The sequence below is a fragment of the Streptomyces sp. HUAS MG56 genome, from assembly GCF_058673395.1.
The window spans coordinates 8842189-8855629 of record NZ_CM178722.1 but is presented as its reverse complement, the minus strand read 5'-3'; the positions used below and the strand labels follow the sequence as shown (position 1 = coordinate 8855629).

Below are 13441 nucleotides of genomic sequence, written 5' to 3'. Positions count from 1 at the left end.
CTCACCTGCGGGAAGCATCCTCGGCGTCGGCGGCGTGAGCCGCCCAGTCCAGGATCTGGACGGCTGCCCCGGCGGCCTCCAGCCCCTGGCAACGGCCGTGGTGACGGCGGGAGATGCCGTCGAGGTCGAGGTGCCGGCCGAAGGCGGGACGCGCGGCCAGCCGACGGGCCCAGGCCCACAGGGCGCGGTGGCCGGCGATGCGGTGCACGGCGGAGGCGTCGAGGTGGCAGCGGTGGACGGTGTCGAGCTGGACCAGGGTCACCCACAGTTCGACGTCGGCGGCGGTGAGCCGGTCGTCGACCAGGTACTCCTCCCCCGCCAGCCGGTTCTCCAGCCGGCCCAGCGTGTCGAGGAGCACGTCGAGGGCGGCGGCGCGCCCGTCCGGGTCGCCGCCCGCCTGTCCGGCCCGCTGCGCGGCCTCCTCGATGTCGTCGCACATCCCCTCGACGGCCTCGATCACGGACTCCTGGCCGCACGGGTACAGCGAGGCGTGCCCCGCGTGCGGGAAGCGGTCGAGGTCGCGCAGGATCTCGCGGGCCCGGGTGCTGACGATGCGGCCGGACCAGTCGTCGCTGAGCACGGGGGCGAGCGCCGGCCCGGTGTAGTGGTGGGCGCTGGCCTCGTACAGCGGGCGCAGCGCGGCGTGACCGCCGCCGGGACGGTCCGGGACGGCGGGCAGGAGGGTGACGGGACACCTGTCGCCCAGGCCGAGGACGTCGTGTCCGACGGCGAGGCGCAGTCCGTCGGGACAGGCGGTGGACAGGTGGAGCCGGTAGCGGTGGGCCACGGCGTAGTGGCCGCTGCGGGCGTCCCGGCCGATCCGCCCCCGGAAGACGGGAGCGGCGCGGTGGACGGACGGGACGGCGGCGAGCGGAGTGCTGGACATGCGTCTCCCCGGGTGATGGGTGTGCGGTGGGGCGCGCCGGCGGACGGCGTCGGCCGGTGGGCGCGCGGGGGCCCGGTTCAGCGGAGCGGGCTGATCGCGCTGCACACACGCAGCAGATCGATGTGGCGGCGGGAGGTGAGCAGGGGGGCGCGGAGCGGCGTACGGCCTGCGCGGCCGGAGACCGTTTCGAGGCGCGCCATCATTCCCTACCAATTCACTAGGATTCCCGTCCTGAAGTGTCGATCCGGCTCCGTGCGACGTCAAGAGGGGGTCCACGAGCCGGTCGGCACGCGATGCGGCCGGGCGTGTCCGAGGTCTCCTCAGACGGTGTGCCATGTGACATAGTACTGCCGTGGCAAAGCGATTGACCTGCGATGTCGTGGTCGTCGGAGCCGGCATGGTCGGCGCGGCCTGTGCCCTGTACGCCGCGCGGGCCGGCCTCGACGTACGGGTGGTGGACCGGGGACCGGTGGCCGGCGGCACCACCGGGGCGGGCGAGGGCAACCTCCTCGTCTCGGACAAGGAACCGGGCCCGGAGCTCGAACTCGCCCTGCTGTCGGCCCGGTTGTGGGAGCGCCTGGCCGACGGGCCGGGTGCGGCGGCCGAGTACGAGCCCAAGGGCGGCCTGGTGGTCGCCCGGGCGCCCGCCGCCCTGGCCGCGCTGACGGACTTCGCGGCCGGACAGCGCGCCGCCGGCGTCGTCGCCGAGCCGGTGAGCGCGGCCGAACTTCCCCACCTGGAGCCCCATTTGGCCGCGGGCATGGCGGGCGGGGTGCACTATCCGCAGGACGCCCAGGTCATGCCCGCCCTGGCCGCGGCGCATCTGCTGCGCGCCCCCGGCGCCTCGCTGCACACGGGCTGGACCGTGACCGGGGTGATCCGCGGGGCGGACGGCACGGTCCGCGGCGTCCGCACCGACCGGGGCGAGCTGTCCGCACCGGCGGTGGTGAACGCGGCCGGCACCTGGGGCGGCGACCTCGCGGCACTCGCGGGTGTCCGGCTACCGGTCCTCCCCCGGCGCGGCTTCGTCCTCGTCACCGAGCCGCTGCCGCGCATGGTCCGGCACAAGGTGTACGCGGCGGACTATGTGGCGGACGTGGCGAGCGACTCGGCCGCCCTGCGCACCTCGCCGGTCGTGGAGGGCACGGCCGCCGGACCCGTGCTGATCGGCGCGAGCCGGGAGCGGGTCGGCTTCGACCGCTCGCTGTCCCTGTCCGCCGTACGGGCGCTCGCGGCCGGGGCGATCGGCCTGTTCCCGTTCCTGCACCGGGTCCGCGCGCTGCGCACGTACGCCGGCTTCCGGCCGTATCTGCCCGACCACCTCCCGGCGATCGGCCCCGACCCCCGGGCGCCCGGGCTCTTCCACGCCTGCGGGCACGAGGGCGCCGGCATCGGACTCGCCACCGGCACCGGCCGGTTGATCGCCCAGGCGCTCACCGGCGCGACACCGGAGCTGGACCTCACCCCGTTCCGCCCGGAGCGGTTCGACTCGGACGGAGGCGACACGCCGTGAATCCCCTGGAGTTGGCCCGGGCCCGGCCGGGCGAGCCCTTCACCGTCACCCTGGACGGGCGCCCCGTCGCGGCGCTGCCCGGGCAGACCGTCGCGGCGGCACTGTGGGCGGCGGGCGTGACGGCCTGGCGCAGCACGCGCGGTGCGGGCCGGCCGCGCGGGGTGTTCTGCGGGATCGGGGTGTGCTTCGACTGCCTGGTGACCGTCAACGGCCGTGCGAACCAACGCGCTTGCCTGGTCCCGGCGCACCCGGGCGACGTGATCCGCACCCAGGAGGGGACGGGGCGGGGCGATGAGTGAGCGCGTTCGTCTCGCCGTCGTCGGCGCGGGTCCGGCGGGCCTCGCCGGGGCGCTGGCGGCGGCTTCCCGGGGCGTGCACGTCACCCTGGTCGACGCGGCCGCCCAGGCGGGCGGCCAGTTCTACCGGCAGCCCGCCCCCGCCCTGAACGCCCGCCGCCCACAGGCCCTGCACCACCAGTGGCGCACCTGGCGGCGACTCGCGGACGGCCTGGCCCGGCACACCGAGGCCGGGCGCCTCACACATCTGACGGACCATCATGTGTGGTGTGTGCGGCGGGAGTCGGACTCCTTCGCGGTGCACGCCCTGCTCGGACCGGAGCAGGAGGAAGGCGTCACCGTGCGCGCCGACGCCGTCCTGCTCGCGACCGGCGGTTACGAGCGTGTGCTGCCCTTCCCGGGCTGGACACTGCCCGGAGTCGTCACAGCCGGCGGCGCGCAGGCCATGCTCAAGGGCGGCCTGGTGCTGCCGGGCCGTACGGTCGTGGTCGCGGGCACCGGACCGCTGCTGCTGCCGGTGGCCACGGGGCTCGCCGCGGCGGGGGCGCGGGTGGCCGCGCTGGTGGAGTCCGCCGGCCCCGAAGCCCTGCTGCGCCGCGCTCCGGACCTCGCCGCGCAGCCCGGCAAGCTCGCCGAAGGCGCCTGGTACGCGGGGCTGTTGGCGCGGTACCGGGTGCGCGCCCTGGCCCGGCACACGGTGGTGGAGGCGCACGGCACGGAACGGCTGACGGCGGTCACCGTCGCCGCGCTCGACCGCACCGGCCGGATCCGGCCCGGCACCGCGCGCCGCATCCCCTGCGACACCCTCGCCGTCGGCCACGGCATGCTGCCGCACACCGACCTCGCCGAGACCCTCGGCTGCGCGCTCGCCGGAACGGCCGTGCGGGTGGACGCGGAGCAGCGCACCGACGTGCCCGGGGTGTGGGCCGCCGGCGAGGCCACCGGCATCGGCGGCGCGGCCCTCGCCCTCGCCGAGGGCCACATCGCCGGCCGCTCGGCGGCCGCCCGCTTGCGGGGCACCGCCCCCGACCCGCACGCCTGGGCCGCCGCCGACCGGGCCAGGACCCGGCACCGGGCCTTCTTCGCGGCGCTCGACACGGTGTACGCGCCGCCCGCGGGCTGGGCGGAGCGGATCCCGGACGACACGGTGGTGTGCCGGTGCGAGGAGGTCACCGCCGGCGAGGTCCGTGCGGCCGCAAGGACGCTCGGGGCCACCGACCTGCGCTCCGCGAAGCTGCTGACCCGGGCCGGCATGGGCTGGTGCCAGGGCCGGATGTGCGCGCCCGCGGTGGCCGGCCTGACCGGCTGCCCGCTCACGCCGGGACGCCGCCCGTTCGCACGTCCCGTCCCGCTCGGCGTGCTGGCGGGCCTGCCGGACGACGATTCACCCGCACCGCAGTGATATGTCACATACTCATGGATTGGGGACCGCTCATGACCCACCCGGAGAACCGCCCCTGGCGCGGCGTCCTCGTCGCCACCGCGCTTCCGCTGCGCGCCGACCTCTCCGTCGACCACGACCGCTACGCCGAGCACTGCTCCTGGCTGGTCGACAGCGGCTGCGACGGCGTCGTGCCCAACGGCTCGCTCGGCGAGTACCAGGTGCTCACCCCCGAGGAGCGGGCCCGGGTGGTGGAGACGGCGGTGGCGGCGATCGGCGGGGAGCGGGTGATGCCGGGCGTCGCGGCGTACGGCTCCGCCGAGGCGCGGCGCTGGGCCGAGCAGGCGGGCGAGGCGGGCTGCGCGTCGGTGATGCTGCTGCCGCCCAACGCCTACCGGGCCGACGAGCGCTCGGTGCTCGCCCACTACGCGGAGGTGGCCCGCTCCGGCCTGCCGGTGGTGGCGTACAACAACCCGATCGACACGAAGGTCGACCTGGTGCCCGAACTCCTCGCCCGGCTGCACGGCGAGGGCCACATCCACGCCGTCAAGGAGTTCTCGGGCGATGTCCGCCGCGCCTACCGCCTCGCGGAACTCGCCCCGGAACTCGACCTGTTGATCGGTGCCGACGACGTCCTGCTGGAGCTGGCGGTGGCCGGCGCCAAGGGGTGGGTGGCGGGCTACCCCAACGCGCTGCCGCGCGCCTCGGCGCAGCTGTACCGCGCGGCCGCGGCCGGCGACCTCACCACCGCGCTCCCCCTGTACCGGCAGCTGCATCCCCTGCTGCGCTGGGACTCGCGGACGGAGTTCGTGCAGGCGATCAAGCTGTCCATGGACGTCGTCGGCCGGTACGGCGGCCCGGTGCGCCCGCCGCGCGTCCCGCTCCTGCCGGAGCAGGCGGCCGCGGTCCGCGCGGCCACCGAGAAGGCCGCCGCCGCGGGCCTCGCGTAAGCACCCACACACGCAGGAGGTAGTCGGACCATGCGCAGCAAGCTCGTCCTGCACGCCGTCGACTCGCACACCGAGGGCATGCCGACCCGCGTGATCACCGGCGGGATCGGCACCGTGCCCGGCGCGACGATGAACGAACGGCGGCTGTACTTCCGTGAACACCGCGACGGGATCAAGCAGTTGCTGATGAACGAGCCGCGCGGCCACTCCGCGATGAGCGGCGCGGTCCTCCAGCCGCCGAGCCGTCCCGACTGCGACTGGGGGGTTCTCTACATCGAGGTCTCGGGATATCTGCCGATGTGCGGGCACGGCACGATCGGGGTGGCGACCGTGCTCGTCGAGACCGGCATGGTGGAGGTCGTGGAGCCGGTGACCACCATCCGGCTGGACACCCCGGCGGGGCTGGTGGTGGCCGAGGTGGCGGTCGAGAACGGCGCCGCGCGGCACGTGACCCTGAGGAACGTGCCCTCGTTCGCCGTCGCCCTGGACCGCGAGATCACCCTCCCGGACGGCCGTACGGTGACCTACGACCTCGCCTACGGCGGCAACTTCTACGCGATCCTCCCCCTCGACGCCTTCGGCATCCCTTTCGACCGCGCCCGCAAGGACGACATCCTCGCGGCCGGTCTCGCGCTGATGGAGGCGATCGACTCCGAGGCGCAGCCGGTGCATCCCGAGGATCCGTCGATCCGCGGCTGCCACCACGTGCACCTCTTCGCGCCCGGCGCCACCGCGCGGCTGTCGCGGCACGCGATGGTCATCCACCCGGGCTGGTTCGACCGCTCACCGTGCGGCACGGGTACGTGCGCGCGCATGGCGCAGCTGCACGCGCGCGGCGAACTGCCGTTGCACACCGAGTTCGTGAACGAGTCCTTCATCGGCACCCGGTTCACCGGACGCCTGCTCGGCGAGACGGAGGTGGCCGGAGTCCCGGCCGTGCTGCCGAGCTTCACCGGCCGCGCGTGGATCACCGGCACCGCGCAGTATCTGCTCGACCCCGCCGACCCGTTCCCGGAAGGCTTCGTCCTCTAGACTCCCGCCGGTGATGCGTGACATGGCACAGGAACAGCACAAGCCGGACCCGGACCCGGGGCTGCCGGCGCTCCCCCGGCTCGGTGGCCGGCGCAGCAGTTACCGCGAGCGGGTCGCCGACGCGCTGCGCGCCGCGCTGATCGCGGGTGAGCTGCGGCCGGGCGAGGTCTACTCCGCGCCCTCGCTCGCCGCCCGCTTCGGTGTCTCGGCGACGCCGGTACGGGAGGCGATGCTGGACCTCGCCAAGGAGGGCCTGGTCGACACCGTGCCCAACAAGGGCTTCCGGGTCACCGCCGTCTCCGACCGGCAGCTGGACGAGTACACGCACGTCCGCGCGCTGATCGAGATCCCCACCGTGGCCGCCCTGGCCCGCACGGCCGACCGGGTCTCCCTGGAGGCGCTGCGGCCGGCGGCCCGGGAGATCGTCACGGCTGCGGCGGCCGGCGATCTGATCGCCTACGTGGAGGCCGACACGCGCTTCCACCTCGGCCTGCTCGCCCTCGCCGGAAACGCCCACCTGGTCGAGGTGGTCGCCGACCTGCGCGGCCGCTCCCGCCTCTACGGTCTGACCGCCCTCGTGCGGGCGGGCCGGCTGCTCGCCTCCGCCCAGGAACACCTCGAACTCCTCGACGCCCTCCTGGAGCGCGACGAACGGTCCGTCCACGAGATCATGACCCGGCACCTGGGACATGTCCGCAGCCTGTGGGCGGCGGGCGAAGACAGCGACTAGGGCGCTACCGCATATTTCACGGCCCTGACGCTCTTGATCTGCACTTTTTACGTCATCGACCCGGCCGGACACCAGAACGACCGCCAATTTTGCGGTGGGTGGGAGCTTCCCGGAGCATACTCCCGTTCCGGCGATCCCGGGACATCTGTTCGATGAGAGGCAGACCACCCACATGGCCACGGCCGTCGACACCACACACGCCGACACCACGGACACCGCGGACACCACGGACACCGCGGACACCACGGACCCCTCCGGCACCAGCAAGCACGCCCGGAGCTTCGGCCTCCCGGTCGCCACCGCGCTGGTCATGGGCAACATCATCGGCGGCGGGATCTTCACGCTCCCCGCCTCCATCGCCCCCTACGGCACGGTCAGCCTGATCGCCTTCGGCGTGCTGACCGTCGCCGCCATCGCCCTGGCCCTGGTCTTCGGCCGCCTCGCCGCCCGCGACCCGCGTACCGGCGGGCCGTACGTCTACGCCCGCGAGGCCTTCGGTGACTTCGCGGGCTTCCTGACCGCCTGGTCGTACTGGATCACCGGCTGGGTGTCGAACGCCGCGCTCGCCGTGGCCGCCGTCGGCTATCTGAACGTGGTGCTCCCGGTGGGCGGCAGCCACTGGTCCGCGTGCCTGGCCGCCCTCGTCCTGCTCTGGCTGCCGGCCGTCGCCAACTTCGCCGGCACCCGGTACGTGGGCGCCGTCCAACTCGTCTCCACGGTGCTGAAGTTCGTGCCGCTGCTGCTCGTCGCGGTCGGCGGGCTGTTCTTCTTCGACCCGTCCCGCATGGGGCCGTTCAACTCCAGCGGTCACGGTCCGGTCGGCGCGGTGTCCGCCTCCGCCGCCCTGCTGCTCTTCTCCTACCTGGGCGTGGAGTCCGCCGCCGTCAGCGCGGGCGAGGTCAGGGACGCCCGCCGCAACGTGGGCCGCGCCACCGTCATCGGCACCACGGGCGCCGCCGTGGTGTACCTGCTGGGCACCCTGTCCGTCTTCGGCACGGTCCCGCACGACCGGCTGGTGCACTCCACCGCGCCGTTCTCGGACGCCGTGAACGCGATGTTCGGCGGCGGCTGGGGCGGTACGGCGGTGGCGGTGGCGGCGGTGATCTCGATGACCGGCTGCCTCAACGGCTGGACACTGCTCAGCGCCCAGACCCCGTACGCCGCCGCCAAGGACGGCCTGTTCCCGGCCGCCTTCGCCCGGCGCCGCCGGGGCGTGCCGACCTTCGGCGTCGCCGTCACGGCCGTCCTCGCCTCGCTGCTCACGGCGTACAACTACCTGTCGGGCTCGACCAGGGTCTTCGAGGTCCTGGTCCTGGTCACCACCTTCACGGCGACCGTGCCCTACCTGCTGGCGACGGCCGCGCAGCTCTTCCACCTGATCTCCGGCAAGGGCGAGTCGGTGAACCGCGCCCGGCTGGTGCGGGACGCGGTGATCACCACGGTCGCCGCCGGCTTCTCCCTGTGGCTGATGGCGGGCGCCGGATACGCGGCGGTCTACCAGGGCACGCTGTTCCTGTTCGCCGGCGTCCTCGGCTACGCGATCCTCGCGGCCCGCCGCCGGCGGAACGCGTCGTAGGACGCGGAGGCCGATCGGGGCAGGCAAAAGGCGCCGTACCGGAGAGATCCGGTACGGCGCCTTCCCGCGTTTCGCAACGTCGGGACGACAGGATTTGAACCTGCGACCCCTTGACCCCCAGTCAAGTGCGCTACCAAGCTGCGCCACGTCCCGTTGCGATCCACGCGGGGTGTCCCGCGTGATCACGCAGGTCAACCTTACCGCACCCGCGCCGGTGCCCGTGTCACCCCCGTCGCGGCGGGTGCCGGGGTACGGCCGGGGCGGCGGGCCGGGACCAGGAGGGCGGCGCCGGCCGCGGCCAGGCAGAGGAGGGCGAGCAGGGTCCAGCCGTGGGTGTAGCCGGAGGCGTAGGGCAGGCCGGAGTGCTGGAGGCGGCCGGTCACCAGGACGCTGGTGAGCGCGGCGCCGATGGAGCCCCCGATGGTGCGGATGTTGGCGTTCATGCCGGTCGCGGCGCCGGTCTGCTCGGGCGGGACGCTGCCGACGACCAGGTTGGCCATGGAGGCGAAGGCGAGGCCGATGCCCAGGCCGAAGAGGCCCGCGACCACGGCTATCTGCCACTGTGCGTCATGCCAGAGGGTGAGGACACCGCAGGCCAGCGCGCCGAGCGCGGCACCCGTGGTGAGCAGCGCCTTGGCGCCGACGCGGGGCTCCAGACGGCCGGAGAGGACGCCGGAGAGGAACATCGCGAGCAGCATCGGCAGCATGAGCAGCCCGGAGGCGGTGACGCTGGCGCCGAAGCCGTATCCGGCCGCGGCCGGGGTCTGGACGAAGCCGGGCAGGAAGGACCAGATCGCGTACATGCCGGCGCCGAAGAGCAGGGCGGCCGCGTTGGTCGTCCACACCGCCGGCAGCCGCATCACGCGCAGGTCGATCAGCGGGCTGCGGGAGCGGGCCTCGGCGGTCAGCCACGCGGCGAACAGCACGACGGCGGCGGCGAACAGGCCGAGCACCTTCGGCGAGCCCCAGCCCCACTGCCCGGCCTGGCTCAGCGGCAGCAGCAGGGCCACCAGCCACGCGGAGAGCAGCGCGGCACCGGCCCAACTCACCGTCCCCCGGGCCCGCCTGGGGGATTCGGGGACATAGCGCACGGCGATCAGGACGGTGGCGGCGACGATCGCCACGGGGATCCAGAAGAGCCAGCGGTAGTCGAGCGCGGAGACGATCGGGCCGGCGGCCACCATGCCGACCCCGCCGCCGGCGGCGATCACCGCGGAGAGGTTGCTGATGCTGCCGCTGACCTCGGCCGCGGTGAACTCGTCCCGGATGATGCCGAAGGACAGCGGGAAGAGGGCGCCGCCGACGCCCTGGACGACCCGGGCGACGATGAGCACGCCGATGTCCGGCGCGAGCGCGGCCACGAGGCAGCCGGCGAGGACGGTCAGCAGGACGGCGACGAGCGTGCGCTTCTTGCCGACGAGGTCGCCGATGCGGCCGAGGATCGGGGTGAAGACCGAGGCGGACAGCAGATAGGCCGTCATCACCCAGGTCGCGGTCGACTGGGAGGTGTGCAGGGCGTGCTGGACGGTCGGCAGGGCCGGCGCGATCAGGGACTGGAGCATGGAGAACACGCCCGCACCGGTCGCGAGGACCGCGAAGGTGAGGCGGGTGGACGTGCGGGGCATGAAGGAGCCTCTCCGGAAAACCGGGACAGGGAAGTGTGGAGTGCACGAGCGATTGCTAAAGTGGAGGTGCGCCTCCACTCTAACGGAGGCAGCCCTCCGTTTCAAGATGCGGAGGTGACCCTCCAGATCGCTGGATCGTCCACGTACCCCAGGAGGCAGCCGTGACGGCCACGCCGTTCCCCGTCGGCGCATTCGTGGCGGCCCGCCGGCCGCACCGCAAGGACGCCGCCCGCAACTACGACGCCCTGCTCGCGGCCGCCCGCGAGGCGTTCGCCGAGCACGGCTCGGACGCCTCCCTGGAGGACATCGCGCGCCGCGCGGGCGTCGGCATCGGCACGCTGTACCGCAACTTCCCCACCCGCCGCGATCTGTTCGAGAGCGTCTACGCCGACGAGGTCGACGCCCTGTGCACGGCGGCCCTGGAGGTCGCGGACCGGGAGCCGTGGGAGGCGCTGACCGCCTGGCTGGACCGGTTCGCCGGGTACATGGTCACCAAGCGCGCGGTGCGCGAGGCCCTCAACGACGAGTCGGAGATCTTCCAGTCCTGCCGCGACTCGATGTACGCCGCCGGAGGCCCGTTGCTGGAGCGCGCGCAGCAGGCGGGCGTGGCCCGGCCGGACATGGACTTCACCGACCTGCTGCGGATGGTCGCCGGGATCACGGCGACGGTGTTCGACGACGACGCCCAGCGCGACCGGGTCCTCGCGATCGCCCTGGACGGCGTGCGCACCGGCCGCTGAGCCCCCGCCGCGGGCGCCCTACTTGATCACCGCGTTCGCCACCACCACGATCACTCCGAGCAGCGCGTCCCCCAGCCCCATCAGGATCGCGGTGGGCCAGCGGCGGGCCGACCAGCGGGCGGTGATCAGGCCGAGGGAGAAGAGGATCACGATGTTGAGGAGGAAGGCCGGATACTCCAGCCCCTTCGGGGGCCACCAGCCCCAGCCCGCGCCCGCGAGGATGAAGACCGTCGGCAGGACGGCCGTGACCAGCGGCCACTCGTCGCGCAGGGTGCGCAGGACGTCCCAGCGGCGGTGCGGGGCACGCTCGGCGATGTAGTGGGCGTAGCCGTGGGCCAGGGCGGAGGCCAGGGCGGTCACCAGCAGCCAGACGGCGTCGTAGCGGCGGCCGGCCTGGGTCGTGCGGCCGTACTGGGAGAGCGCGGCGACCATCGAGCTGGCGAGGACGGCGCCGTAGACCCCGCCGAAGAGGACCGCCTCGCGCGTGCCGTGCTGCCGGTCCGGCTGCGGCCCGCCGGGCTCGGCGGCGGCCGCCGTGGAGTCAGCCATGCTTCCCACGGTCCCTTGGGCCCGGCACGGCCGCCAGCGGTGGCGCCCCGACGAAGTGTCCCGCGACCGGCCCCGATGCCGCACACCCTGTCGCCCCCGGCCCGCCCGGCGCGCTGGCTAGGGTCGCCTCATGACGCACAGCTTCGCGCTCCACATCCCGGACGCCGGCCTCGAACCCGAGCCCCTCGATCCGGAGCAGATCGTCTCCGGGAACCCGGAGGTCACCGGGAAGGTGGTCTGGCAGTCGCCGGACGGCAGGCAGATCCGCGGGATCTGGCAGATCACGCCGGGCGTGGTCACGGACACGGAGGCGGACGAGGTGTTCGTGGTGATCAGCGGCTCGGCGACGATCGAGGTGCAGGGCGGGGCGACGCTGCGCGTGGGGCCGGGGGACATGGCGGTGCTGCGGGAGGGGGACCGTACGCGGTGGATCGTGCACGAGACGCTGCGCAAGGCGTACGCGATCAGTCTGTGAACTCGGCCGACGTGTCGGCGCGGTCCCCCGTGCCCCCGTGGCCCAGCGCCTCGACTCCCGCCGCCAGCGCCTCCACCACCGCGTCCGGCGGACGGTTCGTGTCGCCGCTCGTGCGGGCCAGCAGGGGCAACTCGACCTGGACTCCGCCGAGTCGGGTCAGGTTGACCGGGTTCCTGGGGTGGACGCCGCGCAGGTCGGACGGGATCGCCGTGAGGTCGGTGACCGCCGGGAAGTGCGGGGCGCGGGCGGCCAGCGCCTCGGCCACGACGCGGGCCGCCGCCCGGTTGCGGCCGCCGAGGAAGACCGTGTGCGCCGCGCGCATGTGCCCGTGCAGGGACACCGTGAGCGAGACCCGTGCCAGGAACTCCCGCAGCAGCGCGCAGTGTTCGGCAGCCATCCGCGGCGACGTGATATGCACCGGCCGCGGGTTTCCCGGCTGGGTGAAGACGAGGCTGGTGGCACCGCAGCGCCGGGCCAGGATCCCGGCGAGTTCGGCGGTGCCGCCCTCGTTGCTGCCGTGCAGCGCCAGCAGCCCGACGCCGTCGCCGGGGACGAGGGTCGCGAGCAGCGCGACCCCCTCGATCGTCACCCGCTCCACGCGTGCGGTGCGCGTCACCGTTCTCCTCGTTCCCCCGGCTGTGCCGGCATGTTGTACGGCGTGACGACCTGGATCGCGGACGGCGGCGGCGGTGCGGCCGGGGGCAGCGCGCCGTGTGCCCGCATGACCAGGTGGCAGGCCTCGCGCAGGTCCTGGCGCAGATCGTGGTGGAGCACGGCGGACAGCCGGTGCTCGCGCAGCAGGCGGATGTTCTCGTGGTCCAGGTCGTGGGCTATGAAGACCGCGCACTCCCGGCCGAGGTCGGCGAAGGCGCGCAGCGTGGCGTCGTTGCCGCCGCCGATCGAGTACACGGCGCGGATCTCGGGGTCACGTGCCAGCGCGGCGCGGACGAGGTCGTACTGGGTGGCGTCCAGGCCCTGGCCCTCGGCCGTCTCCACCAGGGTCCGCTCGGGGTACCGGGCCCGCATGAGGCTGCGGAACCCCATCTCCCGCTCCTCCTCGTTGCGGAAGAATCCGCTGCTGAGGCTGGTGAGGACGTTGCCCGGGCGGTCGCCGAGCCACTGGCCCATCAGGTAGGCGGCGGTGGCGCCGGCGGCGCGGTTGTCGCTGCCGACACAGCCGAGCCGGCCGCTCGCGGGCAGGTCGGTGACCAGGGTGACGACGGGGATGCCGGCCGCCGTGAGCCGGCCCACGGCGGCGGTGACCTCGGGGACGTCCGGCGCCTTGAGGATCACGCCCTGCGAGCCGCGCCGGGCGATCCGGTCCAGCGTCTTGACCTGCTCGGCGGCCGGGCCGGTCTCGCGGAAGTGGAAGCGGGAGCGCAGCACCGCGGGGTGCAGCGAGGGCAGCTCGGCCTCCAGGGCGGCGCGGACGGCGGTCGAGAACCGCTCGGGCGCCTGCACCACGATGTCGACCATGAACGTACGGCCGACCAGCCGGACCTGGGTGCGCTGCCGGTCGAGGTCGGCGATGGCCCGGTGCACCTCCTGCGCGGTGCTCTCGCGCACCCCTCCCCTGCCGTTCAGCACACGGTCCACGGTGGCCTCGCTGAGGCCCGCCTGACGTGCGATCTCCCGGATCGGGAACGGATGGCCCATGCTCCGGCTCCTTGAGGGGTTTTTGATGGCTG

Annotated in this window: 15 protein-coding genes and 1 tRNA gene; 9 read left to right on the top strand and 7 right to left on the bottom strand. The window is 74.1% G+C overall.

All coding sequences use genetic code 11. The features are described 5' to 3' along the window. Nucleotide 1: 1 nt before the first annotated feature. Together AC4OXY_RS40975 and AC4OXY_RS40970 are read right to left on the bottom strand one after the other, a co-directional pair. Nucleotides 2–886, bottom strand: coding sequence for a glutathione S-transferase C-terminal domain-containing protein (locus AC4OXY_RS40975; protein ID WP_356028527.1), 885 nt, complete (start codon nt 884–886; stop codon nt 2–4). 77 nt (nt 887–963) lie between these two features. Further along, nucleotides 964–1086, bottom strand: a complete 123-nt coding sequence (locus tag AC4OXY_RS40970; protein ID WP_491992243.1) for a putative leader peptide — start codon at nt 1084–1086, stop codon at nt 964–966. A gap of 152 nt (nt 1087–1238) precedes the next feature. On the opposite strand from AC4OXY_RS40970, the gene AC4OXY_RS40965 reads away from it, so the two are divergent. The 7 genes from AC4OXY_RS40965 to AC4OXY_RS40935 all read left to right on the top strand — a co-directional run bounded on the left by AC4OXY_RS40965 (nt 1239) and on the right by AC4OXY_RS40935 (nt 8364). After that, nucleotides 1239–2399: an NAD(P)/FAD-dependent oxidoreductase gene (locus AC4OXY_RS40965; RefSeq protein WP_491992242.1), complete on the top strand. Its 1161-nt coding sequence runs from the start codon at nt 1239–1241 to the stop codon at nt 2397–2399. Further along, complete coding sequence (locus tag AC4OXY_RS40960; protein ID WP_362821803.1) at nt 2396–2698, top strand: (2Fe-2S)-binding protein; 303 nt, start codon at nt 2396–2398, stop codon at nt 2696–2698. Before AC4OXY_RS40965 ends, AC4OXY_RS40960 begins: the two co-directional genes overlap by 4 nt. Then, the gene (locus AC4OXY_RS40955; protein WP_491992241.1) at nt 2691–4097 is read left to right on the top strand and encodes an FAD-dependent oxidoreductase; all 1407 of its coding nucleotides are present in this window, start codon (nt 2691–2693) and stop codon (nt 4095–4097) included. The genes AC4OXY_RS40960 and AC4OXY_RS40955 overlap by 8 nt, the downstream gene beginning before the upstream one ends. Nucleotides 4098–4129: 32 nt before the next feature. After that, on the top strand, nt 4130–5026 hold the full coding sequence (locus tag AC4OXY_RS40950) for a dihydrodipicolinate synthase family protein (protein ID WP_356028517.1): 897 nt from the start codon (nt 4130–4132) through the stop codon (nt 5024–5026). Between the two features lie 30 nt (nt 5027–5056). Beyond that, nucleotides 5057–6058 carry a proline racemase family protein gene (locus tag AC4OXY_RS40945; protein ID WP_491992240.1) on the top strand — a complete coding sequence of 334 codons (1002 nt, stop codon included), beginning with the start codon at nt 5057–5059 and terminating at the stop codon, nt 6056–6058. A 13-nt stretch (nt 6059–6071) separates the two neighbouring features. After that, nucleotides 6072–6788: a GntR family transcriptional regulator gene (locus AC4OXY_RS40940; protein ID WP_376291473.1), complete on the top strand. Its 717-nt coding sequence runs from the start codon at nt 6072–6074 to the stop codon at nt 6786–6788. Nucleotides 6789–6960: 172 nt separating this feature from the next. Then, nucleotides 6961–8364, top strand: a complete 1404-nt coding sequence (locus AC4OXY_RS40935; protein WP_491992239.1) for an amino acid permease — start codon at nt 6961–6963, stop codon at nt 8362–8364. Nucleotides 8365–8443: 79 nt separating this feature from the next. Here AC4OXY_RS40935 and AC4OXY_RS40930 read toward each other — a convergent pair. Both AC4OXY_RS40930 and AC4OXY_RS40925 read right to left on the bottom strand, forming a co-directional pair. After that, nucleotides 8444–8517 (bottom strand) — tRNA-Pro (locus AC4OXY_RS40930). A 44-nt stretch (nt 8518–8561) separates the two neighbouring features. Beyond that, nucleotides 8562–9989: an MFS transporter gene (locus tag AC4OXY_RS40925; protein WP_491992238.1), complete on the bottom strand. Its 1428-nt coding sequence runs from the start codon at nt 9987–9989 to the stop codon at nt 8562–8564. Nucleotides 9990–10150: 161 nt separating this feature from the next. Between AC4OXY_RS40925 and AC4OXY_RS40920 the strand changes: the two genes are divergently transcribed. After that, the gene (locus AC4OXY_RS40920) at nt 10151–10729 is read left to right on the top strand and encodes a TetR/AcrR family transcriptional regulator (RefSeq protein WP_356028507.1); all 579 of its coding nucleotides are present in this window, start codon (nt 10151–10153) and stop codon (nt 10727–10729) included. 18 nt (nt 10730–10747) lie between these two features. Here the strand turns inward: AC4OXY_RS40920 and AC4OXY_RS40915 are convergent, their stop codons facing one another. After that, the gene (locus AC4OXY_RS40915; RefSeq protein WP_356028504.1) at nt 10748–11278 is read right to left on the bottom strand and encodes a hypothetical protein; all 531 of its coding nucleotides are present in this window, start codon (nt 11276–11278) and stop codon (nt 10748–10750) included. A gap of 130 nt (nt 11279–11408) precedes the next feature. On the opposite strand from AC4OXY_RS40915, the gene AC4OXY_RS40910 reads away from it, so the two are divergent. Beyond that, nucleotides 11409–11753: a cupin domain-containing protein gene (locus tag AC4OXY_RS40910; RefSeq protein ID WP_362821796.1), complete on the top strand. Its 345-nt coding sequence runs from the start codon at nt 11409–11411 to the stop codon at nt 11751–11753. Here AC4OXY_RS40910 and AC4OXY_RS40905 read toward each other — a convergent pair. After that, the gene (locus tag AC4OXY_RS40905; protein WP_356028499.1) at nt 11743–12369 is read right to left on the bottom strand and encodes a poly-gamma-glutamate hydrolase family protein; all 627 of its coding nucleotides are present in this window, start codon (nt 12367–12369) and stop codon (nt 11743–11745) included. The genes AC4OXY_RS40910 and AC4OXY_RS40905 overlap by 11 nt on opposite strands. Further along, entirely contained in the window at nt 12366–13409 is a 1044-nt protein-coding gene (locus tag AC4OXY_RS40900) for a LacI family DNA-binding transcriptional regulator (RefSeq protein ID WP_491992237.1), read from the bottom strand. Before AC4OXY_RS40900 ends, AC4OXY_RS40905 begins: the two co-directional genes overlap by 4 nt. Between the last annotated feature and the right edge of the window lie 32 nt (nt 13410–13441).